This is a genomic window from Microbacterium sp. KNMS (assembly GCF_053851835.1).
In genome coordinates, this window is record NZ_JBSQBP010000004.1 from 147,479 (window position 1) to 170,598 (window position 23,120).

The following is a 23,120-nucleotide window of genomic DNA, read 5'->3' on the forward strand; positions in this document are numbered from 1 at the left end:
CGGGGTCAGCGCGCCGTGACGCGCACCGCGTGCCAGCCGGTCGCGCCGTCGGGGACGACCGGCGCGGCCTCCCCCGTCTGCACCTCGCCGTCCGCGCTCACGGCGCGGCAGCGGATGGTGTGCTCCCCGGGAGCGAGATCGGCCGCGGCGGACCACTGCACCCACGTGTCGTCGGAGATCGCCGTCGCGAGCTCGGCGTCTAGCCATGCGCCGTCGTCGATGCTCACCTCGACGCGCGCGACGCCCACATGCTGCTGCCACGCGACGCCCGCGATGACGACCCGGCCCGCCGCGACGGCGCCGCTGCGCGGCACGTCGATGCGCGACTGCAGCTTGATCGGGCCACGCTCGGACCATCCGCGATCCGTCCAGTACGCCCGCGCGCGATCGAAGCGCGTGACCTCCAGCTCGACCACCCACTTCGTGGCGGACACGTAGCCGTAGAGGCCGGGCACGACGAGCCGCGCGGGGAAGCCGTGCGCGAGCGGGAGGGGCTCGCCGTTCATCCCGACCGCGAGGATCGCGTTCCGCGCGTCGGTGAGCGCCTCGAGCGGTGTCCCCGCCGTGAAGCCGTCGACCGAGCGCGACAGCACCATGTCGGCATCGGGCTGCGGCGCCGCCCGCGCGAGGAGCTCGCGCACGGGATATCCCAGCCAGACGGCGTTGCCGATGAGGTCGCCGCCGACGGGGTTCGACACGCACGCGAGCGTCGTGACCGATTCCTCGAGCGGCAGGGCCATGAGGTCGTCCCAGGTGAGCTCGTACGGATGGTCGACGAGGCCGTGGATGCGGAGCCTCCAGTCGGCGGGGGCGAGCTCGGGCACGACGAGGGCCGTGTCGATGCGGTAGAACGCGTCGTTCGGGGTGATCACGGGCGCGATCCCCTCGATGTCGAGGGACGCCGACGCGGGCACCGTCGCGCGCGTCGACGCGCGCGGCAGCACGAGGGCGTCGCGGATGGCCGCGATCGCGCTGCTCGCGACGCGGCTCGTCGTCGAGGCGACCGCGGCCGCAGCACCCACGACGGCCGCGGACACGGTGAGCAGGAGGAATCGCCGCCGCGAGAGCCCGTCGCCGCGCGGGCCGCCGCGGCGCGCCGGCACCAGGATGGCGACGGCCGCCGCGGACAGGATCCCCGCGACGGCGGACGGGACCGCGGAGAGCGCGTCGGCGTCGGCGCGTGTGAGGGCGGCCGCGACCCCGACCAGCCCGACCGCGAGGAGGGCGACGGCGCCCCAGGGCGGCCGCGCGCGCTGCAGCAGCCCGGCGCCGGCGCCGACCGCGGCGAGCACGACCGCGATGCCGACGAGCAGGGCGATCTTGTCGGCGGTGCCGAACAGCGCGATCGCGAGGTCCTTGGCCCACGGCGGCGCGAGATCGATGAGCGCCGCGCCGACGACCGCGGTCGGCCGCGACGCCGGAGCCCACCATGCGGCGATGAGCTCGCCGAGGCCGGCGCCGAGGATCACGGCGGCCGCGCCGGCTCCCGCCGCGCGTCGCCTGTGCCCGGCGTCCGCGGCGATGTCGCCCGCCCGTGTGGTCATCGCTCTCCCGCGATCGGAGCCGAGAAGCGGCTCGCTCCCATCATCGCGCGGATGCGGGCGCGAGCGCTCCCCCTCACGGTCACGCGCGCGAGACCGCCCTTGCGGCGGCCCCGCGCGCGTACTCATCTCCGGCTCAAGAAGAGGTACGGCACGACAACGGGACCACGACCCCAGTCCAGGACACGGCTCTGCGGCGAGCGCCCCGAGAGGATGTCGATGGCGTTCGAATCGCGTGTGTCGGTGTCCCGCGTCTCGGTCGCGTCGGTCCACTCCCCTGCGCCGCCACCGAATCGATACGGCCCGACGAACGAGGGGCAGCCGACCCCTTGTGCGCACTCCGCGCTGTAGACGGGACGTACGCCGCCCTGGCCTTCCGACTCCTCGGCGCCGCTGAAGATCGACACCTGGTAGCCGACGCGACTCAGATCGACGCCGTCGAACACCGCTGCGGGGACCGAGACGACGATGCGTCCTCGAGGATCGACGTCGAGCTCGACCTCCGCCACCCGCTTGAGATCCTCGCCAAACACCCCCGCCCCGAACCGCGCCGTCGGATACCGACCGTCCGCCACGATCGCGAAGACCCACGGACCGGCAGCAGACGTCGCAGTGCCCGGCAGCAGCGGCGTCGGCGCCTTCGACGGACTCGTGCGGAGGTAGATGTTGAGGCGCTGAGTGCTCATCCCGTCACCACCCCAGGGATTCCGGATCTCCCCCTCGGTCGTCGCGACGAATCGCGCCATGTCGCCGTCCTGGTACACGGCGAACTCGCGCAGGTCGAAGCTTCCCGGGTTAAAGGCGCTGTCCGTCGGATAGGTGTACGTCCCGGGTCCGCGATCGTCGCCCGCGGGGTCGGAGAGCGCACCGACCTCCGTTCCGTAGGCGATGATCGTGCGCCGTTCCACCGCCATGACCCCGTTCTCGCCGACGGCGCTCACGACGATGCGGTTCGAGATGTCGGGGAGCGCGGTTTCGAACGAGAACGCGCCTCCTGCGACGGGGACCTCGGTCTCGACTCCGGCCACGCGGACCGTGACACGCGGAGCATCCGTCGACCCGGAGATCGTGATGTCGCGGGAAGGCGCGATCATCCCATCGTCGAGCCCATCCAGCGTGAGCTGAGGAGCCCGCCCGGTCGGCTGGTTGTCACTCGTGGCGTCCCAGCTTTCCCAGGTGTCGGCGTCGAAGCCGAGGCGGCCGGGTTCGTCAGCAGCCCAGTTGTCCTCCGCCTTGAGGATGCTCTCGCCAGCGACCGTGTAGTTGTGAAGACGTATCCCGTTCCCGTCCGTGACCTCATTGCCGATCACGACCCGCTCGCCGTCGCCATCCGCGTGGCGCGTGAGAAGGCTCACCTGCGAGGACGCGTCGAGGCCGTTCCACGACTCGACCTCGAAGCCGTCGATGAGGAGATTCCCGGTCCTCGATAGGGCGAAGATGCGGATGCCGCAGTTCACGGCACCCTCCACCCGGGTGTCCGTGAATGTCATGTTCCGGACGGTCATGTCGGGGTCCGCACGATCATCGGCGCCCATGTCCTCCCAGTGCGTGGAGGAGTTGAAGACGCAGGTGTTGTACTTCGCGTCCTTCCATGCCATCCGGTTGTGGATGATGTCGGTGGCGGACACGCGGACTCCATCGATCTCGCGCGGCGTCCATCCCCACTGGAACACGGGACCGTTCTCGTTCTTCCAGATCACGGTGCGATCGATCTCCACGTCGCTGTGGTAGAGCTTCAGCACGTCGTCGTTGGCATGGAAGAACGTGTCTTGCATCCGCCCGCCGGCGTACAGCTCGATGCCGTCGGTCTGCCAGTACCAGCTTCCGACCTGCTTGTAGTTCCGCACGTCCATGCGGAACCGTTCGACTCCCACCTCGGCGCCATCCTCGTGCGCGTACACCACGAACGAGTGATACGGCGGCTCGTTGATCGTCACCCCTTCGATCTCGAGCGTCTGCGCGTCGGGTGACGACTCGAACTGGAGCATCTTCACGCACGTCACGTGGCAGTTGTCGGCCACGCTGCGCTGGTACCCGTTGGCCGTATCGGCTTCGTAGACGTACTGCTCCCCCGAGAGCACACCGCGCCCGGTCACCCTGAAGCGCTCTGGCGTCTCGTGCGCGAAGCGGAACGCGCCCTTCACGTAGGCGCCCGGAGCGAGGTACACCCAGGTCACGTTCTCCGGGAGGACCGCATGTCTGTCGGAGCCCATCTCGTAGACCCCCGGCTCGAAGTACACGATCTCGGAATCGACGTCGCTGAGATCGCCCACGCGCCCCGGAGCGGGGCGGTGGATGGTGCCGGATACATCGGTGGGGATGGTGCGCTCCGCCTCCGCGCCCGAGAGCTTCGGGTTCGCGAAGATCAGCATCGCGTTGCGAGGCTCGGTGTGGATGGCCCTGTTCCCCTCTGGCTCCGTCGTGAGCACTCCGCTCGCCCCGCTGAGATCGTTGTACGACGTCACGAGCTGGGAATCGAACTCCACCGAGAACCGGAGGCCCTCTGCACGGTAGGGCACGTGCACGCGCACCGTCGACTCGTCGACGAGCTGCTTCTCGAGGCCGAGGTCCGTCGGCCGGATCGTCACGTCGTCGACCGACGCGATCGGCTCGCCCGTCTTGAGCTTCACGTCGACCCAGACGTCGGTCGCGTACTCGAAGCTCGACCAGCTCATCGTCAGATCCGACGCCGCCGCGAACTCAGCGCCGTCCTCATCCGTGTATCCCGCCTTTTCGCGTCCGCTCCGGGGAACGCTCATGTATACGAAGGAGTCTCGAAGGTCCTCCGGCGCCGCCGCCGTCGCGACCGACACGTCGTAGAACTCAGATCGACGCACCTGTCCATCGGCGATGGGCTCAGAGGTCGCGACGCCCTCGTCGTGCCACCACGTCGTCAGGTCCGGCGAGTCGACAGGTCCCGCCGCTCCTCCCGTCGTATCGACGGCGGCAGCCGATGACGCGGGCGCCGCGCCGGTCGCCCACGATGACAGCGCGACCGCGACGGCGACTGCGCTCGCCCACCGGGTGCGCATCCGAATGCTCCACACATCGACCTCCTTTGGTCTTCGGCTCGACCCGTCGTCGGGCTCGGCATTATTTCTACTACGAACATAATTCGCGCGTCAACGATGTTCGGATCTCGACTCGTCGGCCAGGTTTCGCTCGATCCGTGCATAAAGTGGAGCCATGAGCGTTCGGTTCGAACACCCGTGGGACGCGCTTCCCGGCGCGGCGCTGCCCGTCGCGGTCGAGGTCCTGCGTCGAGGTCCCGTCTCACGCGCCGAGATCGGCCGTCGGCTCGGGCTGTCGCACGCGTCCTTGAGTCGCTTGAGCGCGCCGCTCATCGAGCGCGGCATTCTCATCGATGCGGGCGAGCGCAGCAGCGGGCGAGCCGGACGTCCCTCTCGCCTGCTCGACGTCGACGCCTCGTCGCACCATTTCCTCGGAGTCAAGATCAGCGCGAACGAGATCGTCGCGGCGGTCACCGATCTGCGGGGCGACGTGAGGGACCACGTGCAGCTCCCCATCGGCGACCGCTCAGAGCGGGCGGTCGTCGAGCAGGTCCGAGATCTGCACGCGTCGCTGTCCGGCTCCCGCCCCATCGCGGGGATCGGGATCGGCATCGGCGGAGAGGTGAGCTCGCGACGGAGCGTCGTGCACGCGGAGTTCCTCGGCTGGCGCGGCGTCCCGCTCGCGGAGCTGGTCGAGAACGCGACCGGCGCAGCGGTGCTCGTCGAGAACGACGTCGTGGCCCTGTGCGAGTACGAGGGCTGGTTCGGCTCGGCCCGCCACGATGAGCGGTTCGCAGTGATCACGCTCGGCGTGGGCACCGGGTTCGGACTCGTGGTGAACGGCAGACCCGTCGTGGGCGACGGCTACGGAAGAGGACTCGTCGGCCACTGGCCGATGGATCCCTTCGGGCCGCTGTGCCCTCAGGGGCACCGAGGCTGCGCGGCAGCGCTGCTGAACTCCGACGCGATCGAGCGGCACGCCAGCGATGCGCTCGGACGCGACGTCACGTTCGACGAGGTCGTGCGACTCGCCGAGGACGGACAGCCGGCCGCGAAGCGGATCATCAGCGACGCCGCACGCGGGCTGGGGGCACTCGTCGCCGCAGTCTGCAACCTCACGCTCCCCCAGCGGATCGTGATCGCCGGAGAGGCCGTGCGCCTGGCCGCCGTCGGCGAAGCGGTCATGAGAGAGGCCGCGCAGCGTCTTCGCCCCGACTCAACGCGTCTTCCGCCGATCGATCTCGCCTCGGGCGACAACGTGGAGTGGGCGCGAGGCGCTGCAGTCCTCGCCATCCAGGCGTTCGCGCTCGGCACGGTCGGCTGATCGCGCGGCGCGAGCTCGAGCGCTCTCCCTCGCGGACCTCACGCCGGCGGAGCGGTCGACTCCCGGATGATGAGCTCGGTCCCGAGCTCGACCTTCTGCGACGCGAGGGGCTCGCCATCCGAGAGCGCGATGAGCATCTGCGTCGCGAGCGCGGCCATCTCGGCGAGCGGCTGGCGCACGGTCGTGAGCGACGGCGCGAGCCACGACGCGAGGGGCAGGTCGTCGTAGCCGACGACCGAGACGTCCTCGGGCACCCGCAGGCCGAGCTCGTGCGCCGCGCGGATGAACCCGAGTGCCTGCACGTCGGACCCCGCGAACACCGCGGTCGGCCGATCCGGGCGGCGCAGAAGCTCGAGCCCGTGCTCATAGCCGCCCTCGACCTCGAAGGTGCCCCAGCGGACGAGCGACGGGTCGACGTCGAGCCCGATCTCGGTGTGCGCGCTGCGGAAGCCGTCGACACGGGCGCGCGAGCACAGCACGTTCTCCGGCCCCGAGATGATGGCGACGCGGCGATGCCCGAGCTCGATGAGGTGCCGCGTGGCCGCGAGGCCGCCGCTCCAGTTGTTCGACCCCACGGTGGGCACGCCGGCGGGAGTCTCGCCGTCGGTGTCGAGCACGACGAAGGGGATCGACCGGGCCATGAGCTGCCGCTGCTGCGTGTCGTCGAGGCGCGAGAGCACGAGGAGCACGCCGCGCGTGCCGCGGGCCGTGATGCTGTCGATCCACTCCTGCGGCGGACGGTGGGAGCCGCCGAGCTCGCTGAGCACGACGCCGACGCGGCGCGGCGCCGCCGCCTTCTCGACGCCGACGATGATCTCCTGCGCCCACGAGCTGCCGAACTCGTGGAACACGAGGTCGAGGAGCCCCGCGGTCTTCGTGGGGGACGCCGGCCCGACCGGCTTGCGGTAGTCGTGCCGCGCGAGGGCCTCCTCGACGCGGCGACGCGTCGCGGGGGCGACGTCGCTGCGCCCGTTGAGCACGCGCGAGACCGTGGGCACCGAGACGCCGACCTCTCGGGCGATCGTCGCGATCGTCGCGCCGCCTCGTGGCATCCGCACCCTCCCCGCCGAGACTTCCGGAACATCCTATGCCCGAGGGTGCCGGGGCTCGCAGGCCCCGGCACCCTCGGATCAGCGCAGCTCGACCTCGGCGTCCGAGACGCCCGCGGCCGCCGAGAGCACGCCGCGCCGCCCGGCGGCGGTCACCTCGAACTCGCCCGCGAACGCCCGCAGCGGAAGCCGCCCGTCGGCGTCGGTCCGAACAGTCGTCGGCTCGAGCCACCACTCGCCGCGGACCAGATCGCGCAGCGCGTCGTACGCGGGCTTCGGCGAGCCGTCGCGGCGGATGAGGCCGCTCGGCGCGTTCAGCCACGCCGTGGCGTCGTCGAAGCCCCAGTAGGTGATGGCCGCGACCGACGGATGCTCGACGAGTGTGCGGTAGTGCCGCACGATCTCGTCGGCCTGCCGCTCCTCCCCTTCCGGGGTCGACGGCCAGTCCTCGACGACGTAGTCGTTGAGGTCGTCGATGTGCTTCGGCATGAGGTCGCCCGAGACGAGGGACGTCTCGGTCCAGTGCAGGGGCAGCCCGAAGCGCGCGAAGCGCTCGCAGATGGCGTGCACCTGCTCCTCGCCGCGGAAGCCCTGGTGCATGTGCGACTGCAGGCCGATCGCGTCGATGCGCACGCCCGCGTCGAGCACCTCCTCGATGAGCCGCTCGTAGTCGGGCCCGAGATCGAAGTCGTTGAGGACGAGCACCGCGTCGGGGTTGACCGCGCGCGCCTCGTCGACGGCCATCCGGATGAACTCCACGCGTCCGTGCTTCTCACACAGGCGCGTGATGGCGTTGCGGATGCCGTCGGGCTCGTTCTCGAAGCGGGGCATGATCACGGCCTCGTTGACGACGTCCCACGTGTCGACGAGCCCCGCGAACGCGCTCACCTCGCGGCGGATGCGGCCGCGCAGGGCCGCCTCGGCCTCATCCAGCGGGAGGGCGTCGACCCAGGGCGCCTTGACCGTGTGCCAGACGAGCGGATGGCCCTTGAGCCGCACCCCGTGCCCGCTCAGCGCGCGCGCCTGCCGCGTCAGCTCGGCCTCCTTCGTCTGCCCGGGCTCCGGCTCGTAGCGCCCCCAGTAGAACTGCAGGGTCGCCGTGTCGAACAGGTCGAGCCAGCGCGCGAGCGGCCCCTCCCCCGGCACACCGGGAGCCGTGCATCCGAACCCGATCTCGTGGCGCAGCTGCGCCACGGTCACGTCGTGCTCGCGAAGGGGCTCCCCGTCGGCGCCGCGCACGAGCACGCTCGCGTCCGCCTCGCGGTGGCGGTATCGGGAGGAGGTGAGGACATCGGTCATCGGGTGAATCTCGCTTTCACATCGGCTTCGACAGGACGGGAGACGCTGCGCAGGAGGAGCGCGAAGGCCCACGCGCACAGCAGGAGGACGGCTTCGGACGCGAGCGCCACGACCGCGGCCGCGACGATCGCGAGCGACGCGAACCCGAGGGTGGCGCGCCACTGGGAGAAGAGCTCGGCCGCCGCGATCCGGAGGGCGTCGCGCGTGCGGAACGAGAAGTACGCGGTCACGACGAGCAGGTGCCCCGACCAGAGCACGAGCACCGCGAGCAGCACGATCGCGACCGGACGCAGCACGGCGCCGCCGGGCGCGGCATCCGCTCCGGTCGCGTTCACGACGAGGATCGCGGCCGCCGCGAGGACGGGCGCCCACCAGAGCGCGACGTCCTTCGCGTTCCGCGCGAGCCCGCGCCACAGGGCGCGCGCGGGGCGGAGGTCGGGCGCCTCCGCCCACGCGCGCTGCGCGTAGAGCGCCGCCGAGAGAGCCGGCGCGACCGGGAGGAGCGCCACGACGTAGAGCGCCGGCGAGACGCCGTCGGCGAGGCCGAGCGCCATCCACGCGAGCAGGGTCGGCGCGCCCAGCAGCGCGAGGAACGCCGCGAGGACGATCCAGCGGTACACGACGGCCGTGGCCCTGGAGAGGACCCCGGTGCCCACCTCGTCGACGAGCTCGGCGGCCATCCGTCAGCCCTTCACCGAGCCGAGCATGACGCCCGAGACGAAGTAGCGCTGCACGAACGGGTACACGCAGAGGATCGGGATGACCGTGAGGATCATCGTGACCGACTGGATGTTCGCGTTGAGGTCGGCCGCGGTGCTGCCCACGGCCGCGCTCTCGCTCGCGGTCGTGGAGGCGCCCGCGATGAGGTTCCGCAGGAACAGCGTGACCGGGAAGAGCTCGTTCTTGTCGAGATACAGGAACGCGCTGAACCAGTCGTTCCAGAACGCGACCGAGTAGAACAGGATCATCGTCGCGATCACGGCCTTCGACAGCGGCAGGACGATGCGCGTGAAGATCCCGAACCATCCGAGCCCGTCGATCTGCGCGGCCTCCTCGAGCTCGTGCGGGAGGTTCTCGAAGAACGACTTCATCACGAGCAGGTTGAACACCGAGATCGCGCCGGGGAGCACGATCGCCCACATCGTGTTCTTCATGCCGAGCGACGAGATGAGCACGTAGTTCGGCACGAGGCCGCCGTTGAAGAACATCGTGAACACGGCGATGCCGATGAGCAGACGGCGCCCGCGGAGGTGGTGCTTCGAGAGGACGTACGCGTACGACGTCGTCAGCGCCATCGCGATCGCCGTGCCGACGACCGTGTAGAGCACGGTGTTGCCGTAGTTGCGCCAGAACATCCCGTTGCCGATCACGGCCGTGTAGGTGTCGACGTTGAAGTCGACGGGCCAGAAGCTCACCTGCCCGGCCTTGATCGCGCCCGACGAGCTGAACGACTGCGCGAGCACCGTGATGAACGGATAGAGCATCGCGAGGCACACGAGGATGAGCAGGCCCGTGTTCACGACCGTGAACACGCGGTACCCGACGGAGTCGCGATTGCCGACAGTGCGGGACGGCGCCCGCTGAGCAAGAGTCACCACAGGCTCGTTCCCACCATTCGCCGGGACAGGTAGTTCGCGCCGAGGACCATCACGAGGCCGATGAGGGCCTGGAACAGTCCGATCGCGGCGGCGTAGCTGAGGTTGTTCGACACGAGGCCGACGCGGTACAGGTACGTCGAGATGACGTCTCCCGTCGAGTACGTCAGCGGGTTGTAGAGGAGCAGCACCTTCTCGAACCCGACGTTGAGGAACGACCCGATGTTGAGGATGAGCAGCGTGATCATCGTCGGCCGGATGCCCGGGAGCGTCACGTGCCAGATCTGCTGCAGCCGGTTCGCGCCGTCGATGCGCGCGGCCTCATAGAGCGACTCGTCGATCGTCGTGAGCGCCGCGAGGTAGAGGATGGTCCCCCATCCGACGGTCTGCCACGCCTCGGACCCGACGTAGACGGCGCGGAACCACTCCGGCCGCTGCAGGAACGGGATGGCCTCGCCGCCCATCGCGGTGATGATCTGGTTGACCGTGCCCTGCAGCGACAGCAGCTGCATCACCATGCCGACGACGATCACGACCGACAGGAAGTGCGGCAGGTACGAGATCGACTGCACGACGCGCTTGAACGCGCGCTTGCGCACCTCGTTGAGCATGAGGGCGAGGATGATCGGCAGCGGGAAGCACACGAGGAGGGTGAGGCCGCCGAGGATGGCCGTGTTCGCGAACACCTGCCAGAAGGCCGGGTCCTTGATGAACATCTCGACGTAGCGGAAGCCCACCCACTCCTCGCCGAGGATGCTCCCGCCGGGGCGGAACCGGCGGAACGCGATGACGTTGCCGATCATGGGACCGTAGCGGAAGATCGCGAAGAAGATCAGGGGCAGCAGGGCGAGGGCGTAGAGCTGCCAGTCCCGCCGCAGCGCGGTGCGCCACGGCGTCCGGCCGCGTCGCCCTGAGCGGCCGCGGGGCCCGCCCGCGGTCGTGATCACGCGGGTCGTCGTCGCGCCCGGCGGAGCGGAGGACGGGTCTGCGGCGAGCGCCGCACCCGTGGTCGTGGAGGTCATGTCGTCATCCCTTCGACGGGTTCCGGGTCGCCACCCCGCGAACGGCGGCTAACCGGAGTGCGTCAGCCGTTCTGCTCCGCGAAGCGCTCGCGCGCACCGTCGATGAGATCGACATAGGTCTGCAGGCCGGCGGCCTCCAGCTCCGCGACGTACGCGTCCCATTCGGAGAGGTCGCGGTCTCCGAGGATGAACTGCAGCGTCGCGGTGCGGACCGCGTCAGAGAGCGGCGTCGACAGGAGCGACGCCTGCTCGAGCTCGGCCTCGTCGAGCGGGGCAGGCGGGTTCGGGTCGCGCGGTGTCCGCGTCGACAGGACGGTGTCGATGTACTCGACGAACTGCGGTGCGTTGTACGACTCCTTGAGCTCTCGCGACTCGGTTGATCCCGCGAGCACATCGTTGCCCCATCCGAGATCCTTCTTGATGTCGGTCGCGCCGTCGGGGTTGATGTTGAAGTCGTCGTACGAGAACTCGGGCTTCAGGGTGATCGTGCCGTCGGCCGCCTTGTCGTAGGTCTCTCCCTCGACGCCCCAGCGGAGCAGCTCGCGCGCCTCAGGGTTGTAGTAGAGCCAGTCGAGGAACTGCAGCGTCGCGATGAAGTTCGGCGACTCCGCGATGTCGGCGCTCAGCATGAACCCGTTCCAGAAGTTGCGCGGCTCGACGACCATGCCCGCCTCTCCGCCAGGGGGCGCGAGCTGGACCAGCTCGTAGTCGGTCACGCCGGCCGCGTCGAGGGCCGCCGCGAACTCGTTCACCGTGCCGTTCGAGCCGGAGGCGGCGAAGACCTGGTTGTTCGCGATCTTCTCCGCGACGTTCGCCGCGCCGCCGCCCGCATCGGCTGCCGTGAACGACTCGGTGTCGAGCAGGTCGGCCTCGACGAGCCCGTGGAAGTACTCGACCATCGAGCGGTAGCCCTCGGACGTGCCGGCGTACTCGAGCTCGCCCTTCTCCTCGTTCCAGATCGTGCCGTCGCCGAAGCCCCATCCGGCCTGCGTGCCGAACGCGTGGGCCGCGTAGTTGAGCATCGACTGGCCCTCGAAGCCGTCGGCCAGGGGCTTCGAGTCGGGGTACTTCTCCTTGATGAGCTCGAGGCCCGTGCGGAGGTCCTCCCAGGTCTCGGGCGCCGGAGCGCCGACCTCGTCGAACACGTCCTTGCGGATGATGAGCGTGAAGACCGGGACCGAGACCTCCTGCAGGCCCGGCAGCATGTAGTACTTGCCGTCGGACTGCTTGAGCCGCTCGACCATCGCGCCGAGGTCCCACTCCTCGACGTACTTCTGGAAGTTCGGCATGTACTCGACGTAATCGCTGATGGGGAGGACGGCGCCCGACGAGACGAACGGCTCCTCCTCGCCCGTGTAGACGAGCGGGATGACCGTGGGGGCGTCGCCGGCCGAGATGAGCAGACTGCGCTTCTCGGTCGCGTCGCTGAAGGGGATGTGGGTGAGGTCGATCGAGACGCCTGTCCGCTCCTCGATGACGTCGAAGATCTGCCAGTCGTCGGTGACCGGCACCTCGGGCCAGTCGGTCCAGAGCATCGAGAGGTCGAACGGCTCCGTCGCCGTGAACTGCTCGTCGGCAGCGAAGTCCTCCATCGCCCCGACCGACTGCGCATCGACGTCGACCTCGGCGGCGTCTCCGCCCTCTGCCGTGCAGGCGCTCGTCGCGACGAGGCCGGCCACCACCCCCGCTGCTGCGACTGCGCGGATCCACGTTGTCCGGCGCGTGGAACGAATCATGATTCTCCTCTTCGAGATCGGCTGCTGTGCTCGCGGCCCCGAAACTTTCGGAAGCTACTTCGAGACTTTCTGAAGAGTAGGGCGGGCGTGAAACGTTGTCAATAGCCACAATTAGCGCGAGGGAGGAGCCCGCCTCGAGCATCCGGCGTGACGCAGGCGTCGACAGTGTCCGAGGTTCGCGCGAGACTGCTCGCGTGACCTCAGACGGCTATGCGTCCGACTTCCTCGACATCGATCTCCCCCTTCCCGCGCCCGGCCCGGCCCGCGCCATCCGCGAGCTGGCCTATCCGCGGTTCTCCGTCCTCCTCGACACCGATCGCCGGCTCGCGGCGGCCACCGCCGTGAACATCGACGGCGCTCAGCTGCAGGATCTGCGCCGCAGCGGCGAGTGGCGCCTCGATCCGCGTGTGCCCGAGCGTGAGCAGACCGGGCCCGCGGTGTATGCCGGCAACGACCTCGATCGCGGGCACCTCGTCCGCCGCCGAGACCCGGGCTGGGGATCGGTGAACGACGCGCGCGCCGCGATGGAGGCGACGTTCTTCTACACGAACGCCGCGCCGCAGGCCGCCGGCTTCAACCAGTCGAAGGAGCTGTGGCTCGGTCTCGAGGATCATGTACTCGAGTACGCCGATGCGACCGATCAGCGCGTGTCGGTCTTCACCGCTCCGGTGCTCGAGGACGACGACCCGCCCTATCGCGGCATCCAGGTGCCGCTGCGCTTCTGGAAGATCGCCGCGTGGCGCACGGACAGCGGGCTCGCGGCGGCCGGATTCGTGCTCGACCAGGCCGACCTCGTCGACACGACGGGCGGGCGGTTCGCGACGCCGCCGCTCGGCGCCTTCCGCACGTTCCAGGTGCCGATCGCCGACATCGCCGAGCTCGCGGGGCTCGATCTCGGGGTGCTGCCGACGGTCGACGTGCTCGACCGCCCCGAGGTGCGGGCGAGCGGATGGCGCGCGCTGGGCTCGCGGGAGGACGTCATCGTGTGAGCGGAGAGGGCTGAGCAGGTGCGATGAAACTCGCTTTTAGGGTTACTAAAGACGAGTAACGCGCTGGATACTCGGGTTGTGAACGCGATGCGGATCGACGGCGAGCCTGATTCGTGGCCCGGTCACCAACTCGAGACGGTGCCTTGGAGACAGACCGTCCGCGGGGGCACACGCGCTGACCGCATGCTCACCTCGGTGGACGCGAGTGTCCCGCCGAGGATCGCGGCGCTCGACTATGTCCCGCCCATCGCGACGCTTGTCACGTCCGAACAGGCTCTGCTCGCGGTCGCGCAGGCCGACACGGACGCCGAAGGACACTCAGCCGCGCTCAGCCGCTTCATGATCTGGACGGAGTCGGTGGCTTCGTCCAAGATCGAGCGCATCACCGCGAGCGCGGTGGACTATGCGCGCGCGCTCGCCGGCAGTCGGTCGAACTCGTCGGCCTCCAGCATGGTCGCCGCGAGCACCGCGTTGCACCGACTCATCGCCGACGTCGCGGCGCGTGGCTGTTTCGGCCTCGACGACCTCCTCGTCGCGCACCGCGCGCTCATGCACGACGATCCGCACGAAGCCGATTACGCGGGCCGCCTGCGTGACATGCAGAACTGGATCGGCGGCAGCGATCACTCTCCTCGCGGCGCGCTTCACGTGCCGCCGGTGCCAGAACGTGTTCCGGATCTTATGGACGACCTGATCGACTTCCTCAACCGCGACGACCTGCCCGTGCTCGTGCAGGCCGCGATCGGGCATGCCCAATTCGAGTCCATCCATCCCTTCACAGACGGCAACGGACGAATCGGACGGGCCTTGGTCTCCGCGGTCTTCCGCCGGCGCGGTGTGACGCGCAATGCCGTGGTTCCGCTCGCGAGCGGCCTGCTCGCAAAGCGAGACGACTACTTCGCCGCACTGGGCGAGTACCGTCGTGGAAGCCCGGCCCCGCTCATCGACCTCTTCGCACGATCGGCCCACGCCGCGGCCATCTGCTCTCGCGAATCGATCGCGCGGATCAAGGCGATGCCGGGCGAATGGGCTGAGGAGTTGCGCCCTCGCGCGGGCTCCGCCGTGGCCGCGTTGATCCCCGCGTTCTACGACCACCCCATCATGGGCGCCGCCGAGATCGAACGCCGATCGGGTTCCTCAGAGCAGCAGACCTACAAGGCGATCGCGCGCCTCACGCAGGCGGGCTTCATCGAGGAGATCACCGGTCGCAAGCGAGACCGCGTCTGGGCGGCGTCCGAGCTGCTCGCGGAGCTCGACGACCTCGACCGGCGCATCCAGATAGCCATGCAGTGAACGACGAAACCCCCTCGCAAGGAGGGGTTTCGGATGGCGGTGACGGTGGGATTCGAACCCATCTCGCCCTGTTGGATCGACGTGGGTCCCCAGCCGTCGATCCTGTCGCGTCGGCTCCGCCGGAATGCAGAGCGAAGCGGGGCCCGGCCGGGACGGCCGGGCCCCGCTTGCGTTCTCAGTACGCGAACTGCCACATGTAGCGGCGGCCTTCGAGTGCGTAGCCGCGCACGGCCGCGTAGTTCTCCGCCAGGCGGAACATCATGGGGTAGAACACCAGCGGCGCGATGATTCCGCGCTGGTCCTCCGGAACGCCCGGCAGGTCCAGGTCACGGCTGTCGATCTTGTGCGTGGTGCCGCTGTACTCGTCGAGGAAGCGCTCGGCCCGCTCCGCCATCGGGCGGGTCTCGTCCTCACCAAGGAACAGGATGCTCCTGGTCTGCTTGTCGAACACCTCGAACGGCCCTTGGAAGAACTCGTTGGCGTTGATGGTCGACGCGTGCATCCACTGCATCTCCTGCAGGAAGCAGGCCGTGAAGGTGCTGCCCATCCCCTGCAGGGGGCCTGAGGCGATCAGATACGTCACGGGGACGTCCTTCATGTCCTGGGCGATTGCGGCGGCCAGCGGCTCGAACCCGCGAAGCGCGGCCTCGGTCGCGTCCGGCAGAGCCGCGAGGGCGTCCAGCTTCGCGCTCACGTCGCGCCCCTCACGGGCGAGCACTGCGAGGGCGAGCAACTGCAGCACGATCTGGTTGCCGTCGCCATTCTGCGAGATGAAGCTCGTGGCCACGGCCTGCGCCAGCGGGCCGTCGGCCTTGAGGGTGACCGCGACCGCCGCCGCGCCCCGCTCCTGCGCCCAGGACGCGGCGCGCACGGTCTCGGCGGTGGTGCCCGCCGCCGACAGGGCCACGACGAACGCGCCCGGGCCCACACCGGGGGAAGCGCGGTGGTAGAACTCGTCGGAGTTGACTGAGACCACGGGAATGGCCGACTCGCGATCGAGCACGTAGTGCGCGGCCTGCAGGCCGGAGAACGAGCCTCCCGCTCCGACGAGATAGACGCGGTCGAGAGCCGAGAGGCCGGCGACGAAGTCGCGGATCTCGTCCCAGCGGGCTAGCGCGTGCTTCTGCGAGGGGCGGATGCCCTGGGGGATGGGCTTGACGGGGGTGGGTCCGACATAGGTGCCGTCGGTCATCGGTGCTCCTTCATCATGGTGGGTTCGAGGGTGTGCGCCGCGCCACTTCCGGCGAGCACGGTCGGGTCGATCGGGATGCCCGGACCGAAGGCGCCGAGTCGTTGGCAGGTGTCGGCGGCGACGTCGGCGGCGGCGGCGAGCAGCGACGCCGGGTCTTCGGAGCGCAGGATGCCGACGAGCACCCGCGCCGCGAAGCTGTCGCCGGCGCCGAGGGTGTCAACGGCCGGGCGATCGGTGCGGGCCTCGCCCGTCCATCGCCGGCCCTGGTGGCTGAGCACGGCTCCCCTGGTGCCGCGCGTGAGCAGGCTCCATCGCGCGCCGGAAGCCTCGCTCGCCGCGAGCAGGTCGGCTGCTGCCGCATCGTCCAGGTCGCCACCGGAGTGGACGGCGAGGAAGCAGAACCCGCCGACGTGCTCCATGTGTTCGGCATCCGAGGTCGTCGCGAAGTCGTACGACAGGCGGGTCCGGCTCGCGAACGCCTCGAGATGCCCGTCGAGGCCGCTGGACGAACCGACGTGCACGGCGTCGAACCCCCGGAGGGCGTCGAGGTCGTCCGACGTGGGGGCGAATCGCGACACCCCGAGATCGAACGACAGGAAGACGCGGTCTCCGTGCGCGTCGTGGCCGATCATGCAGTGCGCCGTCCGGCCCGCCGCACGGCGCAGCCACGTCGTGTCGACTCCCTCTGCGGCCAGCGAACGGGCGATGTGCTCGCCCGCGGCATCCTTCGCCACCTGGCCGAAGTACGCGGCCCGCGCCCCCGCTCGGGCGGCGAAGGCCGCAACGTTGAGGGTGTTGCCTCCGGGGAACATGGTTCCGGCCGACGCGTAACAGTCGACGACGTTGTCGCCGAAGCCGGCGATGCTGACGACCGGGCTCACGGCTTCTCCGCGGCGACCGCGGGGGCGCTCGTCACGGGAGCCCACGCGCCGATGCCGACCTCGGTGGGCTCGGCATCCGCGTCGAAGCGATCGAGGCGGAACACGTCCAGCACGGGGGACGGCCTGCCGGTCAGCACCTCTTCGGCGAGGAGCTCGCCCAGGATCAGCCCGAGGGTCGCGCCGGAGTGCGTGAATAGCACCGAGAGTGCGTCGATCGCCGGCACCGCACCAACGACCGGCTCGCCGTCTCCGGGAATGGGCTTCAGCCCGGCGGCGACGCGGTGCGCGATCAGGGTCGGGTTTCCGGCGAGCACCCGCGACCCCTCGTCGAGAAGGCCCTGCACCGACTCCTCGGGCACGGTCAGGGCGCCGTCCTCGCCGACGATGATCGACTTCTCGGCCCAGTCGGCGTCGAGCACCAGACGGCCGTCGGGCATCGGCCGCACGGCCACGCGGGGCGTGTTCAGCACTGTGCGGACGCGAGGCTCTACCGGCTCGGTGATGACGACGAAGGCGGCCGGCGTGGCATCCGGCACCACGACGCCGAGCGCGGCGAGGTGAGCGGGCACGTCGCCTCCCGTGGCCAGCACGACGCGATCGGCGGCGAGCCGCGCCCCGTTGCCCAGGATCACGCCGACCGCGACGCCGTCCTGCACGTCGACGCGCACGTCGCCTGCGTCCTCGATGAGCTCGGTGCCGTCGGCGACCGCCTGGGTGAGGAGGTCGGCGATGAGGTCGGGCAGGTTCACCCATCCCTCTCCCCTGTTGTAGATCGCGCCCTCCGCCGACACGGCATCCGCGTTGACCTCGGGGATCTGTGCGGTGACCTGCTCGCGCGAGAGCCAGACGGAGTCGTAGCCGCCGGCGCGCTCGTAGTCGAAGGTGTCGCGGAAGCTCTCGCCCTCGCCTCCCCATTTGAGGGCGCCGTCGAAGCGCAGATAACGGCTGCTCTCGGGATGCCGCTCGCGCCAGGTGCGGTAGCGGTCCAGGCCCAGCAGGCGCAGGTAACGGTACTCGGTCGAACGCGCCCCGGACGAGTTCAGCCAGGCGATCGAGCGACCCGAGGCTCCGTCCGCCGGTTTCCCCGCGGTGACGAGGGTCACGCGTGCGCCGTGGCGTGCGAGGTGCGCGGCGGTCGAGGTGCCGAGGATCCCGGCGCCGATGACGGCGACGTGGAGAGGCTGCGGGCTGGTCATCGTTGTCCTTCGTTCGTGTCGGTGTGTGCGGGACGTCGCAGTGGCGTCTGAGCATGCAGGCGCTCGATGAGCTCGAGCACCGCGACGGCGTCGGCCGCGTCGACCGGCAGCGGCCCGCCTCGTCGGATGCCGCCGGCGAGGGCGCGGTAGAACGCGCCGTAGTCGCCACGGAGAGTGGGCAGCGGCTCGAGGAATCCCTCGATGCCGAAGACACCCCAGCGCTCGGCGGGCGTGACACCGTAGCCGTCGTCGTCTGGCGAGACCCCCGCGGCCAGCGCCGCCTCCTGGCCGTCCAGGCTGCGGGTGGTGTATCCCCCCATGGATCCGAGCACGTGGAACCGCGGGCCGAACTGGGGCGCGAGGGAGTTCATCCACAGGTGCGAGATCGTGCCCGACTCGTGGCGCAGCGCGACGAACGCGTCGTCATCGGCGAGCCCGCCCGGCCGGTTCACGGCGAGTTCGGCGCGTGCCTCGGCGACCGGGCCGAACAGCTGCACGGCCTGATCGATCAGGTGCGTTCCGAGGTCGAGGAGGATGCCGCCGCCCTCAGCCGCAGTCGCCTCAGCCTTCCAGCTGGCGCGGATCTCCGGCTTGTACCACTCGAAGCGCGACTCGAACCGCCGCACCGCCCCCAGTCGCCCGGTCTCGACGAGCTCGCGCACGGTACGGAAGTCGCCGTCCCAGCGCCGGTTCTGGAACACCGTGATCCGCCGGCCAAGGCGTTCGGCGTGCGCGATGAGCGCACGCCCCTCGTCGGAGCTCACGGTGAACGGCTTGTCCACGACGACGTCGAGGCCGGCGTCCAGCGCCGCGGTGGCGATGGCGGCATGGGTCGCGGGCGGCGTGCCGATCACGACGAGGTCGAGGTCGCAGGCGCGCTCGAGCATGTCGTCGACGGAGGCGGCGACGGATGCCGATGGGTGGCGTGCCGCGGCATCCGCCGCTCTGTCTGCATCGCCGGTGACGATGACGTCCAGTGAATAGTCCGGGTCGGCCTGCAGGAACGGGCTGTGGAAGACCCGTCCGGACACTCCGAAGCCGACGACCGCGGTACGGATCGGGGTGTTCACGGCATCCGCCATCAGAGCACCTCGGAGAGGAACAGCCGCAGACGGTCGCTCTGCGGGTCGTCGAAGATCTGCTCAGGGGTGCCGGCCTCGATGACGCGCCCCTCGTCCATGAAGACGACCTGGTCGGCGACCTTTCGGGCGAATCCCATCTCGTGTGTGACGACGAGCATGGTCATGCCTCGCTGCGCGAGTTCGGCCATCAGATTGAGCACGCCCTTGACGAGCTCCGGGTCGAGGGCACTGGTGGCCTCGTCGAAGAGCATCACCTCGGGTTCCATGGCGAGTGCGCGGGCGATCGCGACACGCTGCTGCTGGCCGCCAGAGAGGTCCCGCGGGCGGTGGTCGGCGCGTTCGGCCAGACCCACCTCGGTGAGTCGCGCGAGTGCGATGCGCTCGGCCTCGCCCTTCGGCATCCGCTTCACGTTGCGCAGTGCGAGCGCCACGTTCTGCAGGGCGGTGTGGTCGGGGAACAGGTTGAAGTGCTGGAAGACGAGCCCGACCCGGCGGCGCAGCACGTCGGGCTTGAGGGCGAGAGCGTCGTCGGCGGCGAGCAGCACGCGGCCGCCCTTGGGCTCGTGCAGACGGTTCACGCCGCGCAGGAGCGTGGACTTGCCGGAGCCGGAGGGTCCGATGATGCAGGTGGTCGTGCCGGGCTCGACCGAGATCGACACGTCCTTGATGACGTCGACCTCGCCGTACGCCATCTGGAGGTTCTCGACCTGCAGGCGAGAGCCCTCGTAGAAGCGACCCTCGGTGACGGGCTGGGGGGAGGTGTACGTCATGTGTTCTCTCCTCGGGTGTAGACCGGGCTGAGGGACTGCTCCGCGACCTCTTCGAGGCCGCTCTTGGGCGGGGTGGGCTTGCGGCGGCCGGTGCGGAACCGATTGTCGAAGTAGTTGACCAGGTGCGTCAGCGGAACCGTGATCACCAGGTAGAAGACGCCTGCCAGGACCAGCGGCGAGAGGTTGCCGGTGAGTACCGCGGCGTCTTGGCCGACGCGGAAGAGTTCCCGCTCCGACACCAGCAGGCCGAGGAAGTACACCAGCGAGGAGTCCTTCACGATCGCGATGAACTGGTTCACCAGTGCGGGAAGGACCCGGCGGACGCCCTGAGGAATCACGACGAGTCGCATCGCGGAGCCGTAGGTCATGCCGAGTGCGCGGCAGGCCTCGAGCTGGCCGCGCTCGACAGCCTGGATGCCGGCACGGAAGATCTCGCCGATGTAGGCGCCGGCGATCAGGCTGAGTGCCAGGATGCCGAGCGGATACGGGGACGGGCCGAAGAGCTGCTGGCTCATCCGGGCGAAGCCCTGGCCGATGAGCAGGATGGTGAGGATCGCGGGCAGGCCGCGGAAGATATCGGTGTAGATGCGCGCGGGAACGCGCAGCCATGCGGTGCGGGCGACGCCCATCACGGCGAGGATCATGCCGATCACGATGCCGAGCGCTGTCGCGAACACCGAGATGAACAGGGTGTTCACCAGCCCCGTTCCGAGCAGCTGCGGCAGCACCTGCAGCATCGCGTCGAAATCGAGGAACGTCTTGATGATGTTGTCGAGCCAGTCCATGAGGGTCTCCTATTCGGGGTGCCGGGTCTGCGGTGTGCGAGACCCCGCACCCGGGTCGGGCGCTTACTCGCCCTCGCCCTGCTCGTCGCTGGGCAGGTACTGCTCGGGCATCGGCGAGCCCGGGAACCACTTCTCGTGCAGTTCCTTCCATGTGCCGTCCTCCATCGCCGCACGCAGCGCCTCGTTCAGCGCCTCACGGAGCTCATCGTTGCCCGGCGCGATGGCGAAGCCGGCCGGCGCATCGAACGACGGGATGTCGATCACACCCTCGAGGCCGTACTGCTCGGCGTAGGACTTCGCCGACTCGTAGTCGAGGAAGTGCGCGTCGACGCTGCCTGTGTTAACTCCGGAGACACCGGCGTTGTTGTCGGGGAAGCGCACGAGCTCGGTGTCGGGGAAGTTCTTCACGGCGTATGCCTCCTGCAGCGTGCCCTGCACGACGCCGAGGCGCCTGCCCGCGAGATCACCCTCATCCTTGATCCCCGAGTCGGGCTTGGTGAGCACTGTGAGGAACCCGGCGAGATAGCCGTCGGAGAAGTCGACGGTGTCCTTGCGCTCGTCGGTGATGCCGATCGCCGCGACGCCGACGTCGAACTGGCCGTTCGCGACAGCCGGGAGGATCGCCGCGAAGTCTTGTCCGGTGAACACGACGTCGTCGTATCCGATGCGCTCGGCGACGTCAGTGAAGAGCTCGACGTCGAAGCCGGTGAACTCGCCGTTCGCGTCGGTGAAGGCGTACGGCTTGAGGTCGCCGACGCTGGCGACGCGGATCTGTCCCGGAGTGATCAGACCGTACGGGTTGTCGTCACCCCCCTTGGTCGATGCGCCTTCGGGGCCGGCGCTCGGAGAGCACGCGGTCAGGACGACGGCGATGATGAAGGCAGCTGCGGCGAGGGCGCCGCGCCGGATTCCGAAAGCGCTCATGAAGTTCCTCTCTGAACTGATCCCCTGACCGCACGGGTCACGATCGAGGCGTTGGGTCCGGACCCACCTGCTACGTTGGGACCGGACCCAACGACCGTAATCGTATGGTTGACTTCTTGTCAATCGCGCTTCGGAGGAAGGCACATGACCACACCGATCCCGCTTCGCCGACAGGCCACGGTCGCCGACGTGGCGCGCCGCGCAGGAGTCGGCAAATCGACGGCATCCCGCGCCCTCGGCGGGTACGGCGCCGTGAGCGACGAGGTGCGGGATCGCGTACTCTCGGCAGCCGAGGAACTCGGCTACCGCCCGAACGAACTGGCCCGAAGCATGAACACGGGGCGGTCGCGCACGATCGGCGTCGTCGTCGGCGATGTCGAGAACCCGTACTTCAGCGTGGCGCTGCGCGGGATCTCCGACACGGCCAGGGCCGCTGGCTACGACGTGGTTCTGGCGAACACCTCCGAGCGGTTGGACGACGAGCGCGACGCCGTGCGATTCTTCCTCGACAAGCGCGTCGATGCGATGATCGTGTCTCCCGCGTCCGGGTACGACACCGAGCACCTTCGCGCGGTTCTCGACGCCGCACGACCGCTGGTGCTCCTCGACCGCCGGGCCGACGACCTGGAGTCGGTCGGCGTGCGTGTGCGCATCGCGCCGGCTGCGGCTCAGGCCGCCGAGCTGCTGATCGGTCACGGGCACCGCCGCATCGCATTCATCTCGGCCCTGACCACCGACGGCGACCGCTTCAACGGACTCGACACTGCAGTCTCGTCGGTCTCGGACCGCCTCTCGGGCCTCGTCGGCGCGTTGCAGGCCAACGGCATCCCTGTCGACCCCGACCTGATCCGCTACCACGCGGTCAGCGAGGCCGACACCGACGCGATCGTCGGCGAACTCCTGGGCCTCGCCGACCCGCCCACGGCTCTGCTGGCCTCGGACGCGACCGTCGCCCTCAACGTGCTGATCGCGCTGCGCGCGCGCGGACTGCGCGTGCCCCACGATCTGTCGGTCATCGCCTTCGACGATTCCCCTTGGGCGAGGATCAGCGATCCCCCGCTCACCGGCATCACCCACCCGATCTACGACGTCGGTGTCACCGCCGCGAAGGCCGCGCTGAGGCTCATCGACGGCATGTCGGTGTCGTCTCAGGAGTTCGACGCGGTGCTGACACTCCGGGAGTCCCACGGGCCCGTGCCGGTCGCTCCGTGACGGCATGGGAGAACCTCGGCTTCAACATGGCGCACTGCGCCTCTCGCGACCAAGACGAGTTCGACACCGCTCTGCAGTGCGCCTTGAAGAGCCAGCACAGCACGGTCGAGGTCACCGACCTGGGGCTCGCCCGGGTCCCCGCCCCGGGGGCCCTCGCCTCCGACGGCGGCTCCGGAGTCCCCGCGGCACTGCAGCAGGCCTGACCCGGCCGAGCGCTGC

General features: G+C 69.6%; 20 protein-coding genes. 5 read left to right on the forward strand and 15 right to left on the reverse strand.

From position 1 onward, the window contains the following. Positions 1-5: 5 nt before the first annotated feature. Positions 6-1,544, reverse strand: coding sequence for a molybdopterin-dependent oxidoreductase (locus ACWXWW_RS04250; protein WP_282978963.1), 1,539 nt, complete (start codon positions 1,542-1,544; stop codon positions 6-8). Positions 1,545-1,666: 122 nt separating this feature from the next. Further along, complete coding sequence (locus ACWXWW_RS04255; protein WP_455968923.1) at positions 1,667-4,573, reverse strand: glucodextranase DOMON-like domain-containing protein; 2,907 nt, start codon at positions 4,571-4,573, stop codon at positions 1,667-1,669. A 154-nt stretch (positions 4,574-4,727) separates the two neighbouring features. Between ACWXWW_RS04255 and ACWXWW_RS04260 the strand changes: the two genes are divergently transcribed. Continuing rightward, entirely contained in the window at positions 4,728-5,876 is a 1,149-nt protein-coding gene (locus tag ACWXWW_RS04260; RefSeq protein WP_455968924.1) for an ROK family transcriptional regulator, read from the forward strand. Positions 5,877-5,914: 38 nt separating this feature from the next. Here the strand turns inward: ACWXWW_RS04260 and ACWXWW_RS04265 are convergent, their stop codons facing one another. The 6 genes from ACWXWW_RS04265 to ACWXWW_RS04290 form a co-directional block, all read right to left on the reverse strand. Next, a complete protein-coding gene (locus ACWXWW_RS04265) occupies positions 5,915-6,928 on the reverse strand; it encodes a LacI family DNA-binding transcriptional regulator (protein WP_282978964.1) in 1,014 nt (337 codons plus the stop codon). 78 nt (positions 6,929-7,006) lie between these two features. Further along, the gene (locus ACWXWW_RS04270) at positions 7,007-8,224 is read right to left on the reverse strand and encodes an endo-1,4-beta-xylanase (RefSeq protein WP_282978966.1); all 1,218 of its coding nucleotides are present in this window, start codon (positions 8,222-8,224) and stop codon (positions 7,007-7,009) included. Further along, positions 8,221-8,904 (reverse strand): hypothetical protein, encoded by a 684-nt coding sequence (locus ACWXWW_RS04275; protein WP_282978968.1) that lies wholly within the window; start codon positions 8,902-8,904, stop codon positions 8,221-8,223. Before ACWXWW_RS04275 ends, ACWXWW_RS04270 begins: the two co-directional genes overlap by 4 nt. 3 nt (positions 8,905-8,907) lie before the next feature. Then, positions 8,908-9,822, reverse strand: coding sequence for a carbohydrate ABC transporter permease (locus ACWXWW_RS04280; RefSeq protein ID WP_374727765.1), 915 nt, complete (start codon positions 9,820-9,822; stop codon positions 8,908-8,910). After that, positions 9,816-10,841 carry an ABC transporter permease gene (locus tag ACWXWW_RS04285; RefSeq protein ID WP_271173108.1) on the reverse strand — a complete coding sequence of 342 codons (1,026 nt, stop codon included), beginning with the start codon at positions 10,839-10,841 and terminating at the stop codon, positions 9,816-9,818. Before ACWXWW_RS04285 ends, ACWXWW_RS04280 begins: the two co-directional genes overlap by 7 nt. 62 nt (positions 10,842-10,903) lie before the next feature. Beyond that, entirely contained in the window at positions 10,904-12,523 is a 1,620-nt protein-coding gene (locus tag ACWXWW_RS04290; RefSeq protein WP_271173109.1) for an ABC transporter substrate-binding protein, read from the reverse strand. A 248-nt stretch (positions 12,524-12,771) separates the two neighbouring features. On the opposite strand from ACWXWW_RS04290, the gene ACWXWW_RS04295 reads away from it, so the two are divergent. Continuing rightward, positions 12,772-13,566 (forward strand): DNA/RNA non-specific endonuclease, encoded by a 795-nt coding sequence (locus tag ACWXWW_RS04295; RefSeq protein ID WP_455968925.1) that lies wholly within the window; start codon positions 12,772-12,774, stop codon positions 13,564-13,566. A gap of 183 nt (positions 13,567-13,749) precedes the next feature. Continuing rightward, positions 13,750-14,859 carry a Fic family protein gene (locus tag ACWXWW_RS04300; RefSeq protein ID WP_455968927.1) on the forward strand — a complete coding sequence of 370 codons (1,110 nt, stop codon included), beginning with the start codon at positions 13,750-13,752 and terminating at the stop codon, positions 14,857-14,859. Between the two features lie 175 nt (positions 14,860-15,034). Here ACWXWW_RS04300 and ACWXWW_RS04305 read toward each other — a convergent pair whose 3' ends face one another. From ACWXWW_RS04305 to ACWXWW_RS04335, 7 genes are all read right to left on the reverse strand, one after another. Further along, positions 15,035-16,051: an SIS domain-containing protein gene (locus ACWXWW_RS04305; protein ID WP_455968929.1), complete on the reverse strand. Its 1,017-nt coding sequence runs from the start codon at positions 16,049-16,051 to the stop codon at positions 15,035-15,037. Next, entirely contained in the window at positions 16,048-16,932 is an 885-nt protein-coding gene (locus ACWXWW_RS04310; protein WP_455968930.1) for a PfkB family carbohydrate kinase, read from the reverse strand. The genes ACWXWW_RS04305 and ACWXWW_RS04310 overlap by 4 nt, the downstream gene beginning before the upstream one ends. Next, complete coding sequence (locus ACWXWW_RS04315; RefSeq protein WP_455968931.1) at positions 16,929-18,128, reverse strand: NAD(P)/FAD-dependent oxidoreductase; 1,200 nt, start codon at positions 18,126-18,128, stop codon at positions 16,929-16,931. The genes ACWXWW_RS04310 and ACWXWW_RS04315 overlap by 4 nt, the downstream gene beginning before the upstream one ends. Next, positions 18,125-19,210, reverse strand: coding sequence for a Gfo/Idh/MocA family protein (locus ACWXWW_RS04320; RefSeq protein ID WP_455968932.1), 1,086 nt, complete (start codon positions 19,208-19,210; stop codon positions 18,125-18,127). The genes ACWXWW_RS04315 and ACWXWW_RS04320 overlap by 4 nt, the downstream gene beginning before the upstream one ends. After that, positions 19,210-19,980 (reverse strand): amino acid ABC transporter ATP-binding protein, encoded by a 771-nt coding sequence (locus ACWXWW_RS04325; protein ID WP_455968934.1) that lies wholly within the window; start codon positions 19,978-19,980, stop codon positions 19,210-19,212. Before ACWXWW_RS04325 ends, ACWXWW_RS04320 begins: the two co-directional genes overlap by 1 nt. Then, positions 19,977-20,765 carry an amino acid ABC transporter permease gene (locus ACWXWW_RS04330; protein ID WP_455968935.1) on the reverse strand — a complete coding sequence of 263 codons (789 nt, stop codon included), beginning with the start codon at positions 20,763-20,765 and terminating at the stop codon, positions 19,977-19,979. The genes ACWXWW_RS04325 and ACWXWW_RS04330 overlap by 4 nt, the downstream gene beginning before the upstream one ends. Positions 20,766-20,828: 63 nt before the next feature. Beyond that, positions 20,829-21,689, reverse strand: a complete 861-nt coding sequence (locus ACWXWW_RS04335; RefSeq protein WP_455968936.1) for an ABC transporter substrate-binding protein — start codon at positions 21,687-21,689, stop codon at positions 20,829-20,831. A 144-nt stretch (positions 21,690-21,833) separates the two neighbouring features. On the opposite strand from ACWXWW_RS04335, the gene ACWXWW_RS04340 reads away from it, so the two are divergent. Further along, complete coding sequence (locus ACWXWW_RS04340) at positions 21,834-22,901, forward strand: LacI family DNA-binding transcriptional regulator (RefSeq protein WP_455968938.1); 1,068 nt, start codon at positions 21,834-21,836, stop codon at positions 22,899-22,901. Further along, positions 22,898-23,104, forward strand: coding sequence for a hypothetical protein (locus ACWXWW_RS04345; RefSeq protein WP_455968939.1), 207 nt, complete (start codon positions 22,898-22,900; stop codon positions 23,102-23,104). Before ACWXWW_RS04340 ends, ACWXWW_RS04345 begins: the two co-directional genes overlap by 4 nt. Positions 23,105-23,120: the final 16 nt, after the last annotated feature.

Excerpts from the sequence above, each read along its gene's own strand:
- ACWXWW_RS04250 (WP_282978963.1), bottom strand. The coding sequence starts at position 1,544 with ATGACCACACGGGCGGGCGACATCGCCGCGGACGCCGGGCACAGGCGA.
- ACWXWW_RS04255 (WP_455968923.1), bottom strand. The coding sequence starts at position 4,573 with ATGCGCACCCGGTGGGCGAGCGCAGTCGCCGTCGCGGTCGCGCTGTCA.
- ACWXWW_RS04260 (WP_455968924.1), top strand. The coding sequence starts at position 4,728 with ATGAGCGTTCGGTTCGAACACCCGTGGGACGCGCTTCCCGGCGCGGCG.
- ACWXWW_RS04265 (WP_282978964.1), bottom strand. The coding sequence starts at position 6,928 with ATGCCACGAGGCGGCGCGACGATCGCGACGATCGCCCGAGAGGTCGGC.
- ACWXWW_RS04270 (WP_282978966.1), bottom strand. The coding sequence starts at position 8,224 with ATGACCGATGTCCTCACCTCCTCCCGATACCGCCACCGCGAGGCGGAC.
- ACWXWW_RS04275 (WP_282978968.1), bottom strand. The coding sequence starts at position 8,904 with ATGGCCGCCGAGCTCGTCGACGAGGTGGGCACCGGGGTCCTCTCCAGG.
- ACWXWW_RS04285 (WP_271173108.1), bottom strand. The coding sequence starts at position 10,841 with ATGACCTCCACGACCACGGGTGCGGCGCTCGCCGCAGACCCGTCCTCC.
- ACWXWW_RS04300 (WP_455968927.1), top strand. The coding sequence starts at position 13,750 with ATGCTCACCTCGGTGGACGCGAGTGTCCCGCCGAGGATCGCGGCGCTC.
- ACWXWW_RS04305 (WP_455968929.1), bottom strand. The coding sequence starts at position 16,051 with ATGACCGACGGCACCTATGTCGGACCCACCCCCGTCAAGCCCATCCCC.
- ACWXWW_RS04315 (WP_455968931.1), bottom strand. The coding sequence starts at position 18,128 with ATGACCAGCCCGCAGCCTCTCCACGTCGCCGTCATCGGCGCCGGGATC.
- ACWXWW_RS04320 (WP_455968932.1), bottom strand. The coding sequence starts at position 19,210 with ATGGCGGATGCCGTGAACACCCCGATCCGTACCGCGGTCGTCGGCTTC.
- ACWXWW_RS04325 (WP_455968934.1), bottom strand. The coding sequence starts at position 19,980 with ATGACGTACACCTCCCCCCAGCCCGTCACCGAGGGTCGCTTCTACGAG.
- ACWXWW_RS04330 (WP_455968935.1), bottom strand. The coding sequence starts at position 20,765 with ATGGACTGGCTCGACAACATCATCAAGACGTTCCTCGATTTCGACGCG.
- ACWXWW_RS04335 (WP_455968936.1), bottom strand. The coding sequence starts at position 21,689 with ATGAGCGCTTTCGGAATCCGGCGCGGCGCCCTCGCCGCAGCTGCCTTC.
- ACWXWW_RS04340 (WP_455968938.1), top strand. The coding sequence starts at position 21,834 with ATGACCACACCGATCCCGCTTCGCCGACAGGCCACGGTCGCCGACGTG.